A 19,420-nucleotide genomic window follows, 5' to 3' on the forward strand; every position below is an offset into this window, starting at 1 on the left:
GGGTCAGCGGATGGCGCCCGCCCCGGCGATCAGCGGAAGGTCGAGCGGGGTGACCCAGCCCGGCCGCAGGTCGTTGACGGCCGGCACCGCGTTGAGGGCCCGCATCCCGGTCGCCAGGCATCCCGCCGTGGCCGCGTCCCGCCCCGAGCCGTCGGTGAACCGGAACGCGGTCTCCTGGAAGATGCTCGGCGTCCCCTCGATGTCGACCCGGTAGACGTCGTTGTCGTGGCCCGACGGCCAGTCCGGCGCGGCGTCGAGGCCGATGCGGTTGACGTGTTCGAGCTGAATGCGGGTCTCCCCCTTGTAGACCCCGTTGATGGTGAAGCGGACGGCGGCGACATGTCCGGCCTTGATGACGCCCTTGGCCGTCGTGCGCTCGGTCGGGGTCACCCACTTGTCCCACGTGGTGGTGATCTCGTCGAGCATGATGCCGGCGGCGTGGGCGATCATCGGGACGGTGGCGCCCCACGCGAAGATCAGCATGTTGGAGTCCTCGAGCAGCGGGCTGTATTCGGGCTCGCGGCCGATGCCCATCTCGACCTCGTAGTCGCCCTCGTAGTTGGTGTAATCCAGCAGCTCCGACGCGCGGACCCGGCGCACCTCCGAGCACAGGCCCATCAGCGTCATGGGGAACAGGTCGTTGGCGAAGCCGGGGTCGATGCCGGTGGTGAAGCAGGACGATTCGCCGAGCTCGCACGCCTCGGTGATGGGCTGGATCCAGTTGGGCGGGTTGAGGTGCATGGTCGGCCACACCCACGGCGTCATGGCCGTCGAGCACACGTCGATGCCGGCCCGCAGGAAGCGGGTGATCAGCGCGATGTTGTCCTTGGCGTGCATCGCCGTCGGGCCGTAGTGGACGAGGGCGTCGGGCTTGAGCGCGATCAGGGCGTCGACGTCGTCGGTCGCGACGATGCCCACCGGTTCGGGCAGCCCGCAGATGTCGCCCACGTCGCGGCCGACCTTGTTGGGATTGCTGACGCCGACGCCGACCAACTCGAACAGTGGATGCTTGACGATCTCCGCGATCACCATCCTGCCGACGAATCCGGTACCCCAGACCACCACGCGCTTTGAGCCGCTTTCCGACATATTCACCTCCGTGATAGCCCCCGGTTCCCGGCTTCACCCTATAGACCAGGCAATGTCGGTGGTGACACGATGTGAAACCATGACGAGTCATCTCAGTGGGCCGGCGATGTTGTTCGCCTTCGGCATCGGGTTCGCGAACATCTGCGGCGCGGGCGTGGCCGGCGCGAACGAGAACCCCCAAGTCCGCTACGAGGTCAGCGGCCCCGGCGTCGCGGAATACATCTCGTATCAAACCAACGGCGGACAACTGCGCGCGGTGAACGCGAAGCTGCCCTGGTCGACGCAGTTCACGTCCTTCGGCGGCGAGGTGTTCGTCGTCAGCGCCCAAGGGCCGGGGCCGATCAACTGCAAGATTCTGATGGACGGCAACGTCGTGAGCGATGCGACGGCGACGGTGGGGGCGCCGGCCAGGACCGTGTGCACCCACTGATGCTCAGGACAGGGATCGCCACCCGGGTGAACGGGGCGCCACCGCCCGAGGTGCCGCTCGCCGACATCCATCTCGAGTCGCTCGAGTTCTGGGGCCGCGGTGACGACTACCGCGACGGCGCGTTCGCCACGTTGCGCCGCGAGGCGCCGCTGTCGTTCTGGCCCGCCGTCGAGTACGAGGGCTTCGAGGCCGGCAACGGCTATTGGGCGCTGACCAAGCTGGACGACGTGCACTACGCGAGCCGTCACCCGGACGTCTTCAGTTCCGCAGGCGGCATCACGATCGGTGACCAGATGCCGGAGTTGGCCGAATACTTCGGTTCGATGATCGTGATGGACGATCCGCGACACCAGCGGCTGCGCTCGATCGTCAGCCGGGCGTTCACCCCGAAGGTGGTGGCGCGCATCGAGGCCTCGGTGCGCGAGCGGGCGCACCGGCTGGTGGCATCGCTGATCGCCAACCACCCCGACGGCGAGGCCGACTTGGTCAGCGAGCTCGCCGGGCCGCTGCCGTTGCAGATCATCTGCGACATGATGGGGATCCCCGAGGAGGACCATCAGCGCGTATTCCATTGGACCAACGTGATTCTCGGGTTCGGCGACCCGGACCTGTCAACCGATTTCGCGGAGTTCACCCAGGTTTCGATGGACATCGGCGCCTACGCCACCGCGCTGGCCGAGGATCGCCGCGTCAACCACCACGACGACCTGACGTCGAGCCTGGTCGAGGCCGAGGTCGACGGCGAGCGGCTGACGTCGCAGGAGATCGCGTCGTTCTTCATCCTGCTGGTGGTCGCGGGCAACGAGACGACGCGCAACGCGATCAGCCATGGGGTGCTGGCGCTGTCGCGCTACCCCGACGAGCGGGAGAAGTGGTGGGCCGACTACGACGCACTGGCCCCCACCGCTGTCGAGGAGATCGTGCGGTGGGCCTCCCCGGTGGTCTACATGCGGCGCACCCTGACCCGGGACGTCGAGCTCAGCGGCGTCACGATGGCGGCCGGCGACAAGGCCGCGCTGTGGTACAACTCGGCCAACCGCGACGAGTCAAAGTTCGCCAACCCGTGGATGTTTGACGTGGCCCGCGACCCCAATCCGCATCTGGGCTTCGGTGGTGGCGGCGCGCATTTCTGCCTGGGCGCCAACCTGGCGCGCCGCGAGATCAGGGTCGTGTTCGACGAGCTGCGGCGCGAGATCCCCGACATCGTCGCGGTCGAGGAGCCCTCGATGCTGCTGTCGCAATTCATCCACGGCATCAAGAGGCTGCCGGTCGCGTGGACTCCCAGGAGCTGAGACTTTTGAAAAGGTTCGTTGTGGGCGTCGTGTTGGCCGTCGCCGCAGTGACTTTGGCGCCCACCGCCCACGCCGGCATGGTGCTCGGCAACTACAAGCTGAACACCAACCGCGACCCTGGGCACGAGTGGCTGTGGTCGGTGCGGCAGTGCGTCGACGGCCCGCCGGGATGCGTGCACGTGTCGGCGGTTCCGCAACCCAACGGGCAGGCCGCGCCGTACGACGGCAATGCGTATCTGTCCGACGGCCGCTACACGCTGGCCGTCGACGTGCCCGACGGCGTGCGGTGCGTGGTCGCGTTCTTTCCCTCGCATGACGTGTATTCGTGGGACGCGGTGACGTTAGCCGGTCAGGTGGAGTCGACGTTCGCGACGGGTTGCGGCGGGTCGCCGGGCGGGGTGAACACCTACCCCTTCTCGCTCCAGCGCTGGTAGCCGCTCACCTGTTCTCCCGCCTTTTCGCGACAGGCCCCCTTTTCTCGCGAGCAGACACAAAATCGCACGATTGCGCCTGCTCCTGTGCGATTATGCGTCTGCTCGCGGGGAAGGTGCCCAAGCTCGCGGGTCTACGCTGACCCCGTGACCATTCCCGCGTTCCCCGCTCCCGAGGTGCTCGCCGCCCGCGAGAAGCTCGTGCTCGACCACTTCCACGACGAGGTCCGCCAGGACTGGGACGACGTGCTGGCGACCTTCCCGCATCCGCGCTACGAGCTGATCCCGCAGATGGTCGTCCACGACGGCGACGAGGCGGTGCGCGGCTACTACGTCTACACCCGGACCGCGTTCCCCGACCAGGACCACGAGATCATCGCGCTGCGGCACAGCGCCGACGCGGTGATCGTCGAGTTCTGGCTGATGGGCACGCACCGCGGGTATCTCGGCAAAGTCCCGCCGACCGGCAGCCGGTTCCGCGTCCGGATGACCGCCTACTTCGTGTTCGACGACACCGAAACCCTTGTCTGCGAACGCATCTACTTCGACACGCTGACCATGATCAAGCAGCTGCTCGGCGGGCTGGACATGAAGAAGCCGGCGAACTGGTTGCTGGCCGCCCGCTGCGCGCGCGGCTTCCTGTCGATGTCGTCGGAAAAGCCCGACCCCGCACTGACTTCCGCGTAAACCGCGGCGATGCGGGTCCGACTGACCGGGTCGGCGCGCCGCTAGCGCCCGAGTTGTGTTGCGAGGTCGAGGAAGTCGGCCGCGTTGATGTCGAACTCGTCCGAGTAGGCCACGTCGGCGTCGCCGTCGGCACCGAATTCCAGCGGCCGCGCGACGAAGGCGGTCGCGAAGCCCAGCCGGCCCGCCGCGCGGATGTCGTACTTGTGGCTGGCCACCATCATGATCTCGGCGGGATCCAGCCCGAGGTAGCTCGCGGCCAGGCGATAGATCGCCGGATCTGGCTTGAACACCCCCGCCATCTCCGCGGCGAACACCGCGTCCCAGGGCAGGCCCGCGCGCTTGGAGAGGTTGACCACCGCGGACACGTCGGCGTTGGACAGCGTGGCCAGCGTGTAGATGCCCTTCAGCCGCGTCAGCCCGGGCACCGCGTCGGGCCACGGCCGCAGCCGTTGCCAGGCCAGGGTGAGCTCGTCGCGGTCGGCGTCGGAGAAACCCGCGACGCCGCAGTCGTCCAGGACGGTGTCGAGCGCGCGGCGATACACCGAGTGCACCGAAACCCATCCGCTCCCCTGAGCGGCCCCCAATGCCGCGAAGTAGCTTGCGCGCCAACGCCGCACGAGGTCGCCCCAATCGGCGTCCGGGTGCCGCCCCGCGCTGATCCGCGCCGCCTCGTCGCGCACGGTTGAATGAAAATCCGTCGCCGTGCCCTGCACGTCGAACAAGAGCGCCTTGACCACAAGCCTCATCATGCAGGCTAAAATCTGCGGCGTCGAAACGCTTGACCTTCCATGCCGAGGCGAGGTACTTCGTGGCCGAACCGGAACAGCGCGAGCCCGACTATCGATTCACCCTCGCCAACGAGCGCACGTTTCTGGCCTGGCAGCGCACCGCGCTGGGGCTGCTCGCCGCGGCGGTCGCCCTGGTGCAGCTGGTGCCGGAGCTGACCGTCCCCGGCGCGCGGCGCGTGCTCGGCGTCGGGCTCGCGGTGCTGGCCACGCTTACCAGCGGGATGGGCCTGTTGCGCTGGGAACAGGCGGATCGCGCCATGCGGCGCGGCGATCCGTTGCCCCGCCATCCCACGCCGGCCTACCTCGCGGTGGGCCTCAGCCTGGTCGGGCTGGTGGCGCTCGGGTTGGTGATCGCCAAGGCGGTCATCGGTTGAGCGATGATCGGCCGCCTTCGGGTCAGGCCGCGGACAGGACGACGCTGGCGTGGACGCGAACGTCGTTCGCCTTCCTGGCCAACGGCGCGCTGTTGATGATCAGAAACCTGCATGGCCACGTCGGGCCGACGGCGTTCATCCCCGCGTTGCTCGCCGCCGCCGTGGCGTTGGGCACTTACGCGATCGCGATGAAGCGCCAGCGCACGCTGCAGCAGTGGCCCATGCCCACACGGATCACTCCTCGCCACTCGGTGCACGTCATCGGGACGGCCGTGCTGGTGCTCATCGTCGTGACGACGGTCGCCCAGCTGGTCTAACGCTGCGCCCCCCGCCCCAGGAAATATGCGTCAAATGCCAGCAATTTCCCAGGTTTGGGACGCGTTTGGGTGGGGATTTTTGCCGCATGATTGCACGTCACATCACCCGTTTCCTTGTTGCCGCAGCAGTCGCGGCGACGGGCCTCAGCGCCTCCGTCCTCGCGCCTGCCCTACCCCAAGCCTCCGCGCGGTGCCCGGCCGTGCAGGTGGTGTTCGCCCGCGGCACCGGTGAGCCACCCGGTGTCGGCCCGACCGGACAGGCGTTCGTCGACGCGCTGCGCTCGCGCGTCGGCGGGCGGTCGCTCGACGTCTATCCGGTCAACTACCCCGCCAGCGACCAGTGGGACACCGGCGTGGACGGCATCAAAGACGCCGGCTTCCATGTCGAAGACATGGCCAGGACCTGCCCCAACACCAAGATGGTGCTCGGCGGCTACTCCCAGGGCGCGGCCGTGATGGGCTTCGTCACCTCGGCCGCCGTGCCCGACGGCGTCGATCCCGCCACGGTGCCGAAACCGATGGACCCATCGGTGGCCGACCACGTGTCGTCGGTGGTGCTCTTCGGCCTGCCGAACGTGCGGGCCATGAACTTCCTCGGTCAACCGCCGGTCGCCATCGGCCCGCTGTACCAGCCGAAGACCATCAAGGTGTGCGCCACCGAGGACCCGGTCTGCTCGGACGGGCTGAACTTCGCCGCGCACAACACCTACGCGGACGACGCCAGCATGGTCGACAAGGGAGCCGACTTCGCGGCCGGCCGCCTCAACGGCAGAACCGGCGCGACCACCGTCGACGCACCCCACGGAGGGTTCGGCAGCTGAGCCGCTCGCTAACCCGCCGGGGCCTTGGCGTTCAGGAACGCGACGATCCCCTGCGTGACGGCCGCGGCGTACCTGGCCCGCCCGTCCGGGCTTTCCATCCGGGCGGCCTCCTCGGCGTTCTTCATGTTGCCCAACTCGACGAGGACGGCCGGATAATCGGCGAGGTTCAGTCCCGCGAGGTCGGCGCGCCCATACAGGCCGTCCGAGCCGATGTAGGTGCTTGGGTGAAAACCGGCCTGCACCAAGGCATCCCGCATCGTGCGCGCCAACTGCACCGACGCGCCGGACTGGGAGTCGTTCAGCGGCGGCGCGGAGTAGTTGACGTGGAACCCCGAGCCGGACGGCGGCCCGCCGTCGGCGTGGATGCTCACAATCGCGTCCGGGCGCATCGCGTTGGCCAGCGCCGCGCGTTCATCGACGCAGGGGCCCGCGGAGCCGTCGTTGTCCCTCGACAGCTGGGTGCGCACGCCCATCGAGTTGAGCTGACCGCTGATCAGCCCGACCACCGCCCAAGTGAACGCGTGCTCGGGGTAGCCGTCGTCGGCCGCGGTGCCCGAGGTGTTGCACTGCTTGGTGCCGCCGCGGCCGTTGGGCACCTGCCGGCTGGTCGAGGCGTCGTTCACCGCGTTGTGGCCCGGGTCGAGGAACACCCCCATCCCCGCGATGCCGGCGCCCGCGGCTGGGGCGTCGACCAGCGCGCTGACACCGAGCAGGGCCGGCGCGACGGCGGCGCATCTCAACACGTCGCGCCGTGAAAGGGATCGCAGCCGGCCGGGGTCGCTCACTCGCGCAAGGGTAACAATCGCCGCACCCGACCCCGCTCCGGATAGAGATAGTGCATCAGCTGGGCGCCCTCGACGCCGTAGATGCCGCGGTCGTCGCCGCGCAGCACCCAGCGGTGCTGCTGATCGGCGCGGAAGCGCACCGCGGCCCGATCGGCCGCCCGGAACTCGGCGCGACTGCGGCCCTCCCGCACGATCGCCCGCACCAGGAAGAACAGGCCGACCACCGCCGCCGCCCCGGCGATCAACCAGATCAGCTTGATGATGATCCAGATGATCAGCGCCACCACCAACAACGCGCCGAGCCCGCCACCGGAGTTCGCCCTCGAACCGCTCATGCACACACGGTAAAAGGACCCACTGACATTTACGGCTCGTCGACCGCGGCCGCCAGCGCGGCGCCGACGCTCTTCAGGAACGTCGCCGGCACGCTGTAGCCGCAGGTCACCATCCGCAGCCTGCCCTCGTAGGTGGCGATCCCCGTGACGTATTCGCCCTCGGTCTGGCTTTGCACCACCGGCCCCCACACCGCCGTGGGACGCAGCGGGCCCGTGCCGTCGAGGTTCTGCACGCCGAGGTTGCTGATCAGCATGTCGAACGGGCACGTGCGGCTGAACAGCTCCTCGGCGTGGCCGACTTCGGCGTCGACCGCCATCGCCTCCCGGACGGCAAGCGACGCGGTGAGAATCCCGCGCCCCGACCTGGCGGCCTCGAGGTGCGCGGTCGTCGCCCGCGCCTGCTCCCAGAACGGCGCGCCGTCCCACGGCGACAACCCCGTCCACGTCGACTGGATGTAGAGCCCGCAGTCCTCCTCGACGCCGACCAGCGCGCGGAAGTTGATGGGGTTGAGCACCCGCACGAAGTCTTCGCCGCGCCCGGTGGAGCGCACCCGGCACATCGCCACCACCATCGCCGCGTGCACCGTGGTGCGTTCGGCGCGGCATCGCTCGACCAACCCGGCGGTGTCCGCGGCCGTCATGGCCAGTGCGTGCACGTTGGTCAGGGCGCCGTCGAAGGGGCGGATGGTGGTCGGCGTTCGCATCCGCGGATCGGCGGGCAGCTCGGACGGGTCGAACGGTTCGACGGTCCCGAGCGTGCGATCGACGACGCGCTCCTGCGCTTGCGGCACAAGCAGATTCGGCAAGTCCCGGCCGTTGAGCGCAGCGAGCACGTCGTTGAGTACGAACACCGAAGACATCCCATCGGCGATGGTGTGGTCGAACGTCAGCAGCAGCGCGCTACTTCCGGGACCCTGCAGCAGCGACGCCCGCATCAGCGGCGCGCGCGAACGGTCGAACGGCCGGCTCAGCTCCTCGGCCGCGGCGGCCGCCCACTCCTGGCCGCGGCGGACCGTCAACTCGATGGGTGCGTCGGTCGCCGCGCGATAGAAGCCAAGGCGGCTGCCGGGACGGTCCTCGACGTGCACTGACAACAACGGGTGTCGCCGCTGCGCCGCCGCGAGCGCCGGCCGCAACCGGTCGGCGGTGAGCACTTCGCCGAACTCCGCCACCAGCAGGAAGTGAGCGGGATTGCGCTCGCTGTAGCGGTAGAAAAGCCGTTCCATGGCGCCGACGGGACGAACGCTTCTGATCACCAAGTCTCCAAACGTCATTGGGCACTGCGACACCACGCACACGGGCCCGGCCGGCACTCGGTTCACCCCGCCGCGCGAAATCGCCTGAGGCCGGACAAAATTCATCAGCGTGTAACACACGGCCCGCCATGTCGATGCCGATGTAACGAGTTTGAGCCGCGAACCAACAACGCGGGCTACCTGAATGAGTCATCTTTCCCACGAATCGGGACAACCCCCTGGCCGCGGCCGAAGCCAAGGACTCGCCGGACCCCTTGTCAGGGCTACCCTGACGTCGTACCGTGATTCGGATGAGTCCCGCCGTCAAGACCGCGCAGGTGTGGTGTTCGTTCTGCGGCAAGTCCAACACCGAGGTCGACAAGCTGGTCGCCGGCCCGGGCGTGCAGATCTGCAACGAGTGCATCGACCTGTCCCAGGCCACCATCGACGAGTACCGCGACAAGCCCATCGAACTTCGATTGCCGATCTGGGAGTCGTGGAGCGACGAGCAGATGCTCGAGCACATCCCCCGCATGGCCGTGGTGGCCCAGCAGGTCGAGGCCGACCTGCGCTCGTGGGTGCGCGAGCTGCGTCGCCGCGGGATCACCTGGGCGAAGATCGGCCAGACGCTGGGCATCACACGCCAGTCGGCGTGGGAGCGCTTCTCCGACTAGACGTTCGTCAACGCCCGCGCCGCCGCGCGGAACATGGTCTGCTTGATCGCTCCGAGCGTGCCGGGATCCTTGCCCGCCAAGGGGCGCAAGAGGTCGGTCGCCGCGGCGGTCACCTGTCCCTCGCCCGCAGTGGCGTCGACGATCCCGAACTCGGCGGCGTCCGCCCCGCCGAACCGCCGCCCTGTGGTCATCGACGCGACCGCGGCGCGCGGGGTGAGCTTGGCCTGGATCAGCGCGGCCATGCCGTCGCTGAAGGGAATGCGGATGTCGACCTCGGGGAAGCAGAAGTAGCCGCGGTCGGCGCGCATCACCCGCACGTCGTGGGCCATGGCCAGCATGGCGCCGGCGCCGAACGCGTGCCCGGTGACCGCGGCGGCGGTCGGCGCCGGGAAGGTCAGGACGCGCGCCAGCAGGGCCTGCACCCGCGCGACGTAATCCTGCCCCTGCTCGGCGTGGGCGCCCAGCCAGTCCAGGTCCAGTCCGTTGGTGTAGAACTTGGCGCCGCCGACGGTGACCAGGCCCTGCGCGCCGGATTTCTCGACGTCGTCGAGGTGCGCGTTGACGGCGTCGAGAAACTCTGGCGAGAAACGGTTTTCGTCGTCGCCGAGGTTGACGACGGCGATCTTGTCGTCCCAGGTCAGTGTCGGTGTCATGTTTTCTTCCCTTCTGCGGTTCTGCGTCGTGGTGGAGGGGCGCCGACTGCCAGCACGGCGCGGACGGCGGCTCTCAGGCGTTCCCGTGCACTCTGATCGTGGATTCGGTTGCGCTGCAACAGGATCGCGGTCGGCAGATCGACGACGCAGGTGGTGATGACGTCGACGGCCGCGGCGTCCTTGCGGTCCCACAGCGCGCGGGCCAGCCGAATCAAGGTCCCCACCAGCAGCCGGTCCAAGTCTTGCAGTTGGGCGGCGATCTCGGGCGGCGTCTCGGAGCCCAGGAGCGCGTCGCGGCGCACCGTCAGCAGCAGCTGCGATGAGTGCGGATGTTGTTCGGCGAACGCCGCCGGCGCCTCGGCCGCGGCCACCACCGCCGCGACGGCGTCGCCGTCGGGTGCGGCGTCGATCAATTCGCTTTGCGCGCCGAGGAATCGGTGCCCGGCGCGCAGCCAGGCCCGGCCGACCAGGCCGGCGCGGGAGCCGAACGTGTGATAGAGCGCGCCGTTGGACACGCCGACCGCGTCACCGATCGCGCGGATCGTGACGGCGGCGGGCCCGGATTGCACCGCCAACCGCTCCACGGCATCCAGGATCTGGTCCTGGTCGTAGACGCGAGGGCGGGGCACCCGGACATAGTAACAGAGCATTCGCTCTCTTACTAACTATACTTTTTAGTATGCTACGGTCGCCGGGTGCACGGGGTCACCGATGAGTTCGTCGCGGGGCTGGCCGGGCGCGCCGATGGGGCCGAGCGGCTGCGCCGGCTGCCCGCGGCGACGGTCAGCGAGTTCCGGCAAACCGACCTGTTTCGGCTATTGCTCCCAACCCGCTTCGGCGGCCTGCAGGCGCCGTTCCCCGAACTGCTGCAACCGATTCGGCTGATGGCGCACGGCTGCGCCTCCAGCGCCTGGACCCTGGGGTTCTACGCGCTGCACAACTGGCTGCTGTCGCTGTTCGACCCGCGGGCCCAGGAGGAGGTGTTCGCGTCGGGGCCGGTGCTGGCGCCCGCCCCCCTCGCCCCCACCGGGCGCGGCACGCCGACCGACGGCGGGGTGCGCCTGACCGGACGGTGGTCGTGGGCGACCGGCGCGATGGACGCCGACTGGATGATCGTCGGGGCGCTCGTCGAGCGGCCGGACCGCATCGACCCTTCCCTGCTCGTGCTGCCCGCCGACCAGGTCGACGTCGTCGACACCTGGCACACCGCGGGCATGCGCGGGACCGGTTCCCACGACGTCGTCGTGACCGACGTCCTGGTTCCTGAGCACCGCATCGCCGCCGTCGCCGACATCTACGGCGGGACCGCGCCGGGGGCGCGGTTTCACGACGCGCCGACGTATCGGTGGCCGCTGGTGCCCGCGTTGGCGCTGACGGCGTCGATGCCGGTGCTCGGTGCCGCCGAACGGGTGACCGAGCTGTTCGCCGAGCGGCTGGGCGAGCGCGTGCTGGCGTATAGCGGTGTGGCGCAAAAGGATCAGCCCGCCGCGCAGATGCGGCTCGGGGACGCGCGGGTGCGGCTGCGCGCGCTGCGGGCGCTGATCGCCCAGACCGCCGACGGCATCGAGCGCATCGTCGCCGCCGGCGAGCGGGTGAGCCGGCCGGTGCGGGCCGACGCGCGGCTGGCCGCCGCGCACACCGTGCACGAAAGCCGGGCGATCATCGCCGACCTGCTCGCGGCGTCCGGGGCCAGCGCGCAGTTCCTGTCGAACCCGTTGCAGCGGGCCAAGCGCGACGTGGACATCGCGGCGGGGCACGTCGTGTTCGACTACGACATGGGCCGGGAGTTGGCCGGCGCGTTGGCGATTGGGGCGAAGATCTCCCCGATCGCGATGGTCTAGGTCGGGTCGGCCAGCATCAGGTCCAGGAATCGCTCGTGTTGCGCGGCCTGCTGCGCCTCGGCGGCCGAGCCGGCGAGGTGCAGCAGCCCGATGCCGGCGGCGAAGGTCAGCTCCGCGCGCAGCTTGGCGTCGGCGGGGCTGAAACCGTAGTCGGCGTACGCCTGGGTGACGGTGCGCAGCAGGCGCCGGTCGGCCGCGCGGATGTTGGCGGCGGCGACCGGGTCGGTGCGCGCCCATTCGCGCATCGCGCGTTCGAGCATCCAGTGCTGGGGGCTGACCAACGCGATCATCATGGCCGACAGGCGTTCCCGCGGCGGCAGCGCGCCGAGTTCGGCCAGCGATTGGCGGTCCTTGTCCAGGAACGTGTTCCACGATTCGACCAGCTGGGCCCGGTAGCTGTCCATGTCCTCGAAGTGCCAGTAGAAGCTGCCGCGGGTGACGCCGGCCTGCTGGCAGAGGCGGTCAACCTTGAGCGCGCGCACCCCGTCCTCGGCGAGCAGGGCGTAACCGGCCTCCAGCCACGCCTCGACCGATAGACGGGGACTCCGGGCCATCGTGCAAGGTTACTGTCAGCCCTGCTGAATGTTGTTGTCGTATCCCGAGTCCGTGATCTTCGGGGCGCCGGAGTGGTAGGTGATGTTGTTGCCGTATCCGGAGACGGTGATGGTGTCGACGCTGTCGACGGTGACCTTGTTGTTGTAACTGGAGATTGCCAGGCTGGCGCAGTGGCCGGTGACGCTGTATTCGATGCCGTAGCTCGACAGCTTCAGGTGGCCGTTGTTGCAGGCGTGGTCGACGATCGTGTTGCTGTAGCCAGTGGACTCGAGGGTGTCGGCGCTGTCGACGGTGACGTTGTTGTAGTAGCCGCCGGCCGTGACGCTGGCGCAGTGGCCGGTGACGACGTACTTGCTGTTGTAGCCGGCCAGGATGAGCTTGCCGTCGTTGCAGGCGACCTGCCTGGTTTCGCCGGTGCCGCTCAACCGCAGCTCGCCGCCTTGCGGCACCGAGGTCGGACCGGCGGACGTCGTCTTGCCGCCGCTGCCCCGGGAGATCGACGTGCTCGAACCCGACCTCGCGAACATCATCACCAGGCTGATGACGGTCGGCACCACCACCGCCAGCAGGATGACGACGAGGAACCACGGGTAGGGCTTGTTGCGCCGGGGCGGCGTGCCGAAGCCGTAGGTCGGACCGCCCGTGTACGTCGCGCCGCCGGTGTAGCTCGCCCCGCCCGTGTACGGCGGCGGGTTCTCCGTATACGTCGCGCCGCCGGTGTACGGCGGCGTGGTTTGCGGGGGTCGCGTGACGTCGGCCAGCTCTTTTTCCAGCTCGCGGATCCGCTTTTCGGGATCGTCGTCCTTCATTTGCGGAATCGTTCCACATCCGCAGCTAGGCCGACAGCCCTCAATTTGCCACGGCCGGTCCGCTGCCCCCTATCCGCGAGCAGACACAAAATCGCATTCCAGAGGGCATCCGCGTGCGATTTTGTGTCTGCTCGCCGGACGCCGCACTCGGCGGGTCGGGCCTCCTACGGAACCGGAAGCGGCGAGATCGGGTTGCCCGGCCGGATCGACGAACAGTTCTGCGGCGCTTGCACATTGGCGAAGCGCTGCTTGATCCAGGCGATCGAGTTCGGCAGCCAGCGCGCGAGGCTCAAGATGTGGCTGAGCGCGTCGTACTCCTCGTAGTGCACCGCCGCGCCCGCCGCGCAGTAGTCGCGGGCGAGCGTGCGCACGTCGCCGGCGATCATCACGCCGTCGCCGGCCCCGATGCCCGGCTTGTCACCCGCCGTGCCCTCGCGCTCGCCGCCGGCGCCCTGGCCGATGAACAGTGGGATCTTCGGCGTGCCGCCGGTGCCCATGATCAGCTGGTTGACCGTCTCGGCATAGATCGGGATGCTCTCGGGCGTCGGGTACTCGGGCTTGGCCAGGTCCGTCCACTTCAGACGCGTGTAGCGCAAGCCCAGGACGTCGACGATCGACGCGTTCCGCACGTCGTCGTAGATCTGCACGCCGCGGTCGCTGAGATACCGCCTGAAATCGATCCCGAACGCGCGCGCGATGCCGACGAGCGCCATCGCCATGACACCGGCCCACATCTGACTGCCCTCGACGTAGCGCAGGTTGTGCGCCGGGTGGACGAGCACGCCGCCGATCGCCGCGCCGATCAGGTGCTGGTGGACGTCGGGCGCATACGTCTTGGCGTATTCGGCGGCCCACTCGGTGGCGATCGCACCGCCGGAGTAACCGAGCATCGCAACCTTGGCGTCGCTGTCGATTGTCGACGAGTTGAGCGCGGCCCGGATGGAGTCGAGCGTGTTCATTCCGTACTCGGGCCCCGCGGCGAAGTCCGCCGCCTGCCCTTCGGTGTCGGGGACGACGACCGTGTACCCCTCGGCGAGGAACGGACCGAAGACCCCGAGCTCGACGTTGGGGACGACCCCGGCCAGCGTGGGTCGCCCGCCCGCGATCGCATATGACGGCTCGTCGTTCTGGCTCAGCGAGTCGTAGGCGGACTGATAAGAAATCACCTTCGTCTTGTGTCCCAGCCCCCGGGGCCGGATGACCGAGGTGACATTGACGGTCGGGGTGTTGGTCTGGCCGGTCGACCGGTAGAGCAGCTGCGTGGTCTCGAGTAGCGTTGGGAAACCCACTATGTGGTACGGAACGTGGCGCGTCTTCAGCACCGTCCCCGGCGTGATGTCCGGCAGCGGCTTAGTGCCGGTGTAGGAGTAGAACGGATCGTCCTTCGGATGCGGCGGGGCCATGGGTTGTGGTGATGCAGTCATGGGCCCTCCTCAAGCGTGGCGCTGCGCCTTCACCTTCGATCGGCCCGGCGCGGTCGCCGGCCTCTTGCCGTTGGACCGCACGGAGGCGGGCTGCCGCTTGCGCGGCGGGACGGTCCGGGGCACCGGGTCGAACGCGGCGGGGTCGGCCAGGTACGCGCGGAAGATGCCGGCCATCGTGGCCGCCTGGTAGCCGTCGACGAACCGGTGGTCCAGGCCGATCGACAGCGGCAGCACCGGGCGGACGACGGGTTCACCGCCCAGCGCCAACACCTTGTCCTTCACCGCGCCGATCATGATCCCGAGGGGCACGTGGCAGAACGTCGGCCACGGGGCGGCGGCCGTGTCGAGGCCGTAGGTGCCCACATTGCTCACGAGTATCGAGCCGTACGGGCGAGCTTCCAGCCCCAGGAACGGAATCGGCAGTTGCAGGCTTTCGGTGACGAAGCCCATCGCATCCATCACCGGGCGAAGGAGCAGCGGCGGCAGCCCCTTGACCAACGACTTGCTCTTCTTGAACTGCGGATCTTCGTCGTGGCGAATGCGTCCGACATGATCGGCGAGTTCCTTGGCGATCTCCCAGGGCGGCTTCTCGTTGATGCGGCGCACCACGGTGCCCGAGAGGTCGGTGCCGGCGGCCGCGGCTCCGGAGATCAGATCCGTCCGCAGCGATACCACGAAGAAGCAGTCGACGGTCGGGGACGGCAGGAAGCCGCCGAGCACGACGCGGCCGTTAAGCCCTGGCAGCGCCTCGATGACTTTGCCGGCGGCCCGACCGACCAGGTCCATGGGGGTGACGTGCTGGCCCGTCGCCTCGCGGACCTGGCGCAGGTACTCGAGCAGCCGCGCCGCCTCGATATCGATCGTCGCCCAAATGATCGGGTCTTTGCGCGGCCGCCAGGTGGCCATGGCGATCTTGCGCCAGACGGAGAACGGGATGACGGATGGAGTGGTCCACATCATCGGAACTTCCTCTTCGAACCAGGTACCCGAGTCTCCGCCCGAGGCCGCGAACGCGGACAGAGCACAAGGTCCCCTCGTCGCGGGTGAATTCCTGCCCAACAGGCGGCCAACCGGAGTGATCTGGCGGAAACATGGGTGTAACGTCCGCAGTCGCTAGCCAGCCTGCTTTTGGGGGTGCCGTGAGCACAGCCGAGATGTCCGACGAGGTCGTGGTCTCGCTGCACGACGAGGCGTTGCTGCTTGGCGGTGACCCCGACGCCGTCGAGTCCTATCTGGCGCGGTTGCGGGCGACCGCCGGGCAGGCCATGCGCGTCGCCGGGATCGACGGCTCGGCGCTCGCGAGCGGGCTCGCCGGGCTGGCGTCGCTGCTGGCGGAGTCCGGTAAGTACGTGCAGCTGCATCGCGACGGCCTCGAAGCGTTGAAGGACGGCAACCTAGTCCCCCTCGGCGACGGCATCTTTCGGTTGACGACGGGCGCCGAGGCCCTCGCGCCCCTGCAGTGGCGACCGGCGGGGTTCGGCCCGGAGGCGATGCTGTCGGCGCAGATGATCGCGGTGCAGATGGCGCTGACGTCCGCGGTGGCCCAGGTGGAAGACGCCGTGCGGCGCGTGGAGGACAAGGTCGAATCGGTGCTCGAAGTCGCCCGCGCCCAGCGCGCCGGCGACGTGCTGGGCAACAACCTGACGCTGTCGCGGATGGTCGAGTCGCTGGAGAAGTACGGGTCGCTGCCCGAGGCGTACTGGGATTCGGTGGCCGCCCTGGGGCCGGCGCTCAATGTCACCGTCGAGCAATTGCGCAACCATGTCAGGCGCATCCTGGCGTCGTTCGACCCCACCGTGGGCGTGCAGCACCGCGCCGAGAGGCTGCGAAACGCGATCAACGACAACCGACTTGGCGACACGCTGAGCCTGCTGGTGATCGCGGAGGAAGCGCTGCACAAGTGGCAGCGGCTGAACCTCGCGCGCATCGAGTCGACGCAACCGGAGGAGCTGCTGCGCGCGATCGACGAGGCCCGCGAGCTCGTCGAGCATCATTTCCGCGAGGACGTCGACATCTACGGCAGCGCGAAGGAAGTGCTTGACCGCTTCGCGAAGCCCTCTGTTCTCGACGGCTTCCGGTTCTGGGCGGTGCGGGAGCTGGCCAGGCAGCGCGGCGCGCTGCGCGACGAGCTCGACCGTTTCGCCGAGGCCCGCCACCACCAGGTCGAGACCTGGGAGGACTTCCACATTCCGACCGTGCTCGACGCTGCGTTCGCCGCTCTCGGGGCCGTCGGGAACACCACCGGTCATGCGCTGGTTGCCGTGGGCCGCGGGCTCGTCTGGGTGGGCGGCCAGCTGGCGGGGCCGTTCCGCGACAAAGGCGCCGAAGAGAGCCCGGATACCAAGGACGGCAACGATTCTGAATGCCGGGCGACCAACGCCTGACCCGAGAAGCGTGTTCCCGGCCACCCTCGAGCGACGGCGCTGTTCACAAGAAGGTCAATATCCTTGCCGCGCTTAGCACACCATCGTGTTCAGCCGCGGCGCTCGGCGGCGGCGATGCCGCCTTTGAGGAACTCGTCGATCACCTTCTTGAACACCGGCAGCATCAGCCGGTCAACACCGGGAATCTTCAGCGTTGACCGTAGATGCCAGCTGACCTCGGTTCCTGCGTCCGTTTCACGCAGCTGGATCGTGCCGATGTGATTCCGGGTCGGTGCGCCTGACAGCATCTTGTACGCGTAGCGAGTGGGCCGCTCGTACTCGATGATCTCCTCGACGAATGGGGGTCCGATCAGCACCAGACGTCTGATCGCGCCGACACCGTTTGGTGCGGGGGTTCCCTCGCGATCGAGCGTGCTGCGCCGGCATGCCCACACGTAGTCCGCGATTCCGCGGTGGTCGGTCATGGCATCGAACACGGTCTCGATTGGCGCCGCCGAGGTCCGGGTGAGGGTGAACTCGATCATCCGCGCCCCGTGCCGCCTATGCGCGCTGCCGGTATCCAGTTGTCCGCCGTCATGATTCGTCCCCTCTCGCTACAGAGAACATAGCCGCGCAAATGCACCGCCCGTTGGTGGCGTGTCCGAGGTGCCCGTGGATCGGATGCGGCGATCCGTCATTGACAGCCGGTCGGGCCTGTCTCGATACTCCGGACGTGATCGATTTAGGACTATCCGGCAAGCGCGCCGTCGTGTCGGGCGCGGGCTACATCCCGGAGCGCGCGGGCCACGGCTGGTTCACATCGTTGGCCCTGGCCGAGGCGGGCGCGACGGTGGCCTGCATCGACATCGACGAGCAGCGCGCGGAGCGCATCGTCGACGAGATCGCCGGCCGGGGCGGCAAGGCGGTCCCGATCGTCGCCGACATGACCGACCCCGTGCAGGTCGGTCGGGCGATCGACGATGCGGTCGCGGCGCTGGGCGGGGTCGACGTGTGCGTCGACATCATCGGCGGCGCGACGTGGTCGAAGGTCGAGGACTTCAGCACCCAGGCGTGGGGCGCGACGATCCACTACAACCTGACCCAGGTGTTCTACCTTTTCCAGGCCGTCGGCAGGTACATGATCGCCCAGCGCACCGGCGGATCGCTGGTCGCGATCGCCTCAGTCGACGGCATCGCGGCGGCGACCTACCACGCCGCCTACGGCGCCGCCAAGGCCGGCGTCATCTCGCTCGTCAAGACCTTCGCCGACGAACTGGGGCGGTATGGCATTCGCGCCAACGCGGTCGCGCCGGGCAATGTGGGCTCCGGCAACGAGGATCAGCCGCCGGGTGAGTACAACGTCAACGGCATTAATCCGTTGGCCGCTCCCCGCGCGCATGACATCGCCAACGCCGCGCTGTTCCTGTCCTCCGAGCTGGCCGCCCGGATCACCGGTCAGACACTCGTCGTCGACGGCGGTGCCACCAGCCGGCAGCTGTGGGGGCTGCCGGAATCGATGATCCCGTCGGACCCTGAGGCCGCTTTGCCCGACTTCATGCGGCCCGGGCCGTCGGGCTAGCGCTGGTGGATGAGCGGCAGGCCCGGCACCGAGCTTCTGCCCTTGAGCACGTACGGGGTGGCGATCGAGCCGATGTAGATGTCGCGCATGTCGGGGCCGCCCCAGGCGATGCTGGTCGGGGCGCTCAATAGCTCGCCGTCGGGGTCTTCAATCACCGTTGTCGCCCGACCGTCCGGGCTGATCGCCACGATCCTGTTGGCGAGAACCAATGTGACCCAGAGGTTTCCGTTGGCATCGAACGCGCATCCGTCGGCCATCCCCCACCGGCGGCTTGTTTGCGGGTCGGCCAAGAGCCGGGCCTGGCCGGGCCCGAACTCGTCGGGTCGCCGGCCGCCCAGCGGCGGCCCGAATCGCTCTGGCGGCCCCAGTGTTTCGCCCTCGATCGGAAACCGCACCACGTCGGCGGTTACCGTGCGGACGACGTACAGGTAGTCCTCGTCGCGATCCAGCGCCATACAGTTCGGGAAGCTCACCCCGTCGGCGACGACTTGCGCCGATTGGCGATCCGGTGTCACTCGAAAAATGAACCCATCGACGGTGCCACGCGCGATGGTATCCATGAGGTCGTCTGCCATCGTGCTCACCGAACACCACAACGCCCCAACGGAATCCACCAAAACGAAGTTCAGCCATCGCAGTGGGCGCCCGTCGAGTTGTCCACTTAATACCGGCGTGATCGCCCCGCTCACCGGGTCGAGATCCTGCAGCATGCCCAAGCCCCAATTGGCGATTAGAAAGTGGCCGTCGCGGTCGATCGCGATCCCGTTCGGCTCGCCGCCCGCCTGGCCGATGTGGCGGATGGTGTTCTCATCAATGAGTTCTGCGACTGCGGAGGCCTCATCGGAGGCGAACACCCCACCATCACCAGCGACGACGACGTGTTCCGGTCGATCCACGCCGCGCCCGATGGGGTGCAAATCGTTCACCGCGATGGTGCA

24 protein-coding genes are annotated in these 19,420 nt (G+C 68.5%); 11 read left to right on the top strand and 13 right to left on the bottom strand.

Going from position 1 to position 19,420, the window contains the following annotated elements:
- Nucleotides 1-3: 3 nt before the first annotated feature.
- Nucleotides 4-1,089, bottom strand: coding sequence for a dihydrodipicolinate reductase (locus A5673_RS00460; RefSeq protein ID WP_068226531.1), 1,086 nt, complete (start codon nt 1,087-1,089; stop codon nt 4-6).
- Nucleotides 1,090-1,168: 79 nt separating this feature from the next.
- Here A5673_RS00460 and A5673_RS00465 point away from each other — a divergent pair, with 79 nt between their 5' ends.
- From A5673_RS00465 to A5673_RS00480, 4 genes are all read left to right on the top strand, one after another.
- Nucleotides 1,169-1,519, top strand: a complete 351-nt coding sequence (locus A5673_RS00465; protein WP_068226532.1) for an MmpS family transport accessory protein — start codon at nt 1,169-1,171, stop codon at nt 1,517-1,519.
- The gene (locus tag A5673_RS00470) at nt 1,516-2,811 is read left to right on the top strand and encodes a cytochrome P450 (protein ID WP_068226646.1); all 1,296 of its coding nucleotides are present in this window, start codon (nt 1,516-1,518) and stop codon (nt 2,809-2,811) included. The genes A5673_RS00465 and A5673_RS00470 overlap by 4 nt, the downstream gene beginning before the upstream one ends.
- Before the next feature lie 20 nt (nt 2,812-2,831).
- Nucleotides 2,832-3,245, top strand: a complete 414-nt coding sequence (locus A5673_RS00475; protein WP_197518250.1) for a hypothetical protein — start codon at nt 2,832-2,834, stop codon at nt 3,243-3,245.
- Between the two features lie 144 nt (nt 3,246-3,389).
- Nucleotides 3,390-3,929 (top strand): ester cyclase, encoded by a 540-nt coding sequence (locus tag A5673_RS00480; RefSeq protein WP_068226533.1) that lies wholly within the window; start codon nt 3,390-3,392, stop codon nt 3,927-3,929.
- Between the two features lie 41 nt (nt 3,930-3,970).
- Here the strand turns inward: A5673_RS00480 and A5673_RS00485 are convergent, their stop codons facing one another.
- Nucleotides 3,971-4,678: a haloacid dehalogenase type II gene (locus A5673_RS00485; protein WP_082958471.1), complete on the bottom strand. Its 708-nt coding sequence runs from the start codon at nt 4,676-4,678 to the stop codon at nt 3,971-3,973.
- A gap of 59 nt (nt 4,679-4,737) precedes the next feature.
- Here A5673_RS00485 and A5673_RS00490 point away from each other — a divergent pair, with 59 nt between their 5' ends.
- From A5673_RS00490 to A5673_RS00500, 3 genes are all read left to right on the top strand, one after another.
- The gene (locus A5673_RS00490; RefSeq protein ID WP_068226649.1) at nt 4,738-5,091 is read left to right on the top strand and encodes a YidH family protein; all 354 of its coding nucleotides are present in this window, start codon (nt 4,738-4,740) and stop codon (nt 5,089-5,091) included.
- A complete protein-coding gene (locus tag A5673_RS00495) occupies nt 5,088-5,408 on the top strand; it encodes a DUF202 domain-containing protein (RefSeq protein WP_068226534.1) in 321 nt (106 codons plus the stop codon). The genes A5673_RS00490 and A5673_RS00495 overlap by 4 nt, the downstream gene beginning before the upstream one ends.
- Nucleotides 5,409-5,494: 86 nt before the next feature.
- A complete protein-coding gene (locus tag A5673_RS00500; protein ID WP_068226535.1) occupies nt 5,495-6,229 on the top strand; it encodes a cutinase family protein in 735 nt (244 codons plus the stop codon).
- A gap of 8 nt (nt 6,230-6,237) precedes the next feature.
- On the opposite strand, the gene A5673_RS00505 is transcribed toward A5673_RS00500, so the two are convergent.
- The 3 genes from A5673_RS00505 to A5673_RS00515 are packed head-to-tail and all read right to left on the bottom strand — an operon-like array spanning nt 6,238 to nt 8,605.
- Nucleotides 6,238-7,014 carry an Rv3717 family N-acetylmuramoyl-L-alanine amidase gene (locus A5673_RS00505; RefSeq protein WP_068226536.1) on the bottom strand — a complete coding sequence of 259 codons (777 nt, stop codon included), beginning with the start codon at nt 7,012-7,014 and terminating at the stop codon, nt 6,238-6,240.
- The gene (locus A5673_RS00510) at nt 7,011-7,349 is read right to left on the bottom strand and encodes a hypothetical protein (protein ID WP_082958472.1); all 339 of its coding nucleotides are present in this window, start codon (nt 7,347-7,349) and stop codon (nt 7,011-7,013) included. The genes A5673_RS00505 and A5673_RS00510 overlap by 4 nt, the downstream gene beginning before the upstream one ends.
- Nucleotides 7,350-7,378: 29 nt before the next feature.
- Nucleotides 7,379-8,605, bottom strand: a complete 1,227-nt coding sequence (locus A5673_RS00515) for a condensation domain-containing protein (RefSeq protein WP_231970769.1) — start codon at nt 8,603-8,605, stop codon at nt 7,379-7,381.
- 290 nt (nt 8,606-8,895) lie between these two features.
- On the opposite strand from A5673_RS00515, the gene A5673_RS30305 reads away from it, so the two are divergent.
- Nucleotides 8,896-9,258 carry a ClpX C4-type zinc finger protein gene (locus A5673_RS30305; RefSeq protein ID WP_068226537.1) on the top strand — a complete coding sequence of 121 codons (363 nt, stop codon included), beginning with the start codon at nt 8,896-8,898 and terminating at the stop codon, nt 9,256-9,258.
- Here the strand turns inward: A5673_RS30305 and A5673_RS00525 are convergent.
- Together A5673_RS00525 and A5673_RS00530 are read right to left on the bottom strand one after the other, a co-directional pair.
- Nucleotides 9,255-9,911, bottom strand: a complete 657-nt coding sequence (locus tag A5673_RS00525) for an enoyl-CoA hydratase-related protein (protein ID WP_068226538.1) — start codon at nt 9,909-9,911, stop codon at nt 9,255-9,257. The two genes, A5673_RS30305 and A5673_RS00525, sit on opposite strands and share 4 nt — an antisense overlap.
- Nucleotides 9,908-10,540, bottom strand: a complete 633-nt coding sequence (locus A5673_RS00530) for a TetR/AcrR family transcriptional regulator (RefSeq protein ID WP_068226652.1) — start codon at nt 10,538-10,540, stop codon at nt 9,908-9,910. Before A5673_RS00530 ends, A5673_RS00525 begins: the two co-directional genes overlap by 4 nt.
- Before the next feature lie 66 nt (nt 10,541-10,606).
- On the opposite strand from A5673_RS00530, the gene A5673_RS00535 reads away from it, so the two are divergent.
- Nucleotides 10,607-11,752 (top strand): acyl-CoA dehydrogenase, encoded by a 1,146-nt coding sequence (locus tag A5673_RS00535; RefSeq protein WP_068226539.1) that lies wholly within the window; start codon nt 10,607-10,609, stop codon nt 11,750-11,752.
- Here the strand turns inward: A5673_RS00535 and A5673_RS00540 are convergent.
- The 4 genes from A5673_RS00540 to A5673_RS00555 all read right to left on the bottom strand — a co-directional run bounded on the left by A5673_RS00540 (nt 11,749) and on the right by A5673_RS00555 (nt 15,500).
- Nucleotides 11,749-12,306, bottom strand: coding sequence for a TetR/AcrR family transcriptional regulator (locus A5673_RS00540; protein ID WP_068226540.1), 558 nt, complete (start codon nt 12,304-12,306; stop codon nt 11,749-11,751). The genes A5673_RS00535 and A5673_RS00540 overlap by 4 nt on opposite strands.
- 15 nt (nt 12,307-12,321) lie before the next feature.
- On the bottom strand, nt 12,322-13,116 hold the full coding sequence (locus A5673_RS00545) for a DUF3060 domain-containing protein (RefSeq protein ID WP_068226541.1): 795 nt from the start codon (nt 13,114-13,116) through the stop codon (nt 12,322-12,324).
- Nucleotides 13,117-13,280: 164 nt separating this feature from the next.
- Nucleotides 13,281-14,540 carry a lipase family protein gene (locus tag A5673_RS00550; RefSeq protein WP_068226542.1) on the bottom strand — a complete coding sequence of 420 codons (1,260 nt, stop codon included), beginning with the start codon at nt 14,538-14,540 and terminating at the stop codon, nt 13,281-13,283.
- 9 nt (nt 14,541-14,549) lie between these two features.
- Complete coding sequence (locus A5673_RS00555) at nt 14,550-15,500, bottom strand: 2-oxo acid dehydrogenase subunit E2 (protein ID WP_068226543.1); 951 nt, start codon at nt 15,498-15,500, stop codon at nt 14,550-14,552.
- A gap of 179 nt (nt 15,501-15,679) precedes the next feature.
- On the opposite strand from A5673_RS00555, the gene A5673_RS00560 reads away from it, so the two are divergent.
- Nucleotides 15,680-16,924 (top strand): hypothetical protein, encoded by a 1,245-nt coding sequence (locus A5673_RS00560; RefSeq protein ID WP_231970771.1) that lies wholly within the window; start codon nt 15,680-15,682, stop codon nt 16,922-16,924.
- An 89-nt stretch (nt 16,925-17,013) separates the two neighbouring features.
- Here the strand turns inward: A5673_RS00560 and A5673_RS00565 are convergent, their stop codons facing one another.
- Nucleotides 17,014-17,448 (bottom strand): SRPBCC family protein, encoded by a 435-nt coding sequence (locus tag A5673_RS00565; protein ID WP_068226544.1) that lies wholly within the window; start codon nt 17,446-17,448, stop codon nt 17,014-17,016.
- A 188-nt stretch (nt 17,449-17,636) separates the two neighbouring features.
- Here A5673_RS00565 and A5673_RS00570 point away from each other — a divergent pair, with 188 nt between their 5' ends.
- Nucleotides 17,637-18,482: an SDR family NAD(P)-dependent oxidoreductase gene (locus A5673_RS00570; RefSeq protein ID WP_068226545.1), complete on the top strand. Its 846-nt coding sequence runs from the start codon at nt 17,637-17,639 to the stop codon at nt 18,480-18,482.
- Here A5673_RS00570 and A5673_RS00575 read toward each other — a convergent pair.
- Nucleotides 18,479-19,408 carry an SMP-30/gluconolactonase/LRE family protein gene (locus tag A5673_RS00575; protein WP_068226546.1) on the bottom strand — a complete coding sequence of 310 codons (930 nt, stop codon included), beginning with the start codon at nt 19,406-19,408 and terminating at the stop codon, nt 18,479-18,481. The genes A5673_RS00570 and A5673_RS00575 overlap by 4 nt on opposite strands.
- Nucleotides 19,409-19,420 lie beyond the last annotated feature (12 nt).

Origin of the sequence: Mycobacterium sp. E3198, assembly GCF_001667015.1 — a bacterium.
Classification (GTDB): domain Bacteria; phylum Actinomycetota; class Actinomycetes; order Mycobacteriales; family Mycobacteriaceae; genus Mycobacterium.

What these genes read in the sequence shown, in the direction of transcription:
- A5673_RS00555 (WP_068226543.1), bottom strand. Translation starts at nt 15,500, where the DNA reads ATGATGTGGACCACTCCATCCGTCATCCCGTTCTCCGTCTGGCGCAAG.
- A5673_RS00460 (WP_068226531.1), bottom strand. Translation starts at nt 1,089, where the DNA reads ATGTCGGAAAGCGGCTCAAAGCGCGTGGTGGTCTGGGGTACCGGATTC.
- A5673_RS00465 (WP_068226532.1), top strand. Translation starts at nt 1,169, where the DNA reads ATGACGAGTCATCTCAGTGGGCCGGCGATGTTGTTCGCCTTCGGCATC.
- A5673_RS00510 (WP_082958472.1), bottom strand. Translation starts at nt 7,349, where the DNA reads ATGAGCGGTTCGAGGGCGAACTCCGGTGGCGGGCTCGGCGCGTTGTTG.
- A5673_RS00500 (WP_068226535.1), top strand. Translation starts at nt 5,495, where the DNA reads ATGATTGCACGTCACATCACCCGTTTCCTTGTTGCCGCAGCAGTCGCG.
- A5673_RS00565 (WP_068226544.1), bottom strand. Translation starts at nt 17,448, where the DNA reads ATGATCGAGTTCACCCTCACCCGGACCTCGGCGGCGCCAATCGAGACC.
- A5673_RS00485 (WP_082958471.1), bottom strand. Translation starts at nt 4,678, where the DNA reads ATGATGAGGCTTGTGGTCAAGGCGCTCTTGTTCGACGTGCAGGGCACG.
- A5673_RS00540 (WP_068226540.1), bottom strand. Translation starts at nt 12,306, where the DNA reads ATGGCCCGGAGTCCCCGTCTATCGGTCGAGGCGTGGCTGGAGGCCGGT.
- A5673_RS00550 (WP_068226542.1), bottom strand. Translation starts at nt 14,540, where the DNA reads ATGACTGCATCACCACAACCCATGGCCCCGCCGCATCCGAAGGACGAT.
- A5673_RS00525 (WP_068226538.1), bottom strand. Translation starts at nt 9,911, where the DNA reads ATGACACCGACACTGACCTGGGACGACAAGATCGCCGTCGTCAACCTC.
- A5673_RS30305 (WP_068226537.1), top strand. Translation starts at nt 8,896, where the DNA reads ATGAGTCCCGCCGTCAAGACCGCGCAGGTGTGGTGTTCGTTCTGCGGC.
- A5673_RS00545 (WP_068226541.1), bottom strand. Translation starts at nt 13,116, where the DNA reads ATGAAGGACGACGATCCCGAAAAGCGGATCCGCGAGCTGGAAAAAGAG.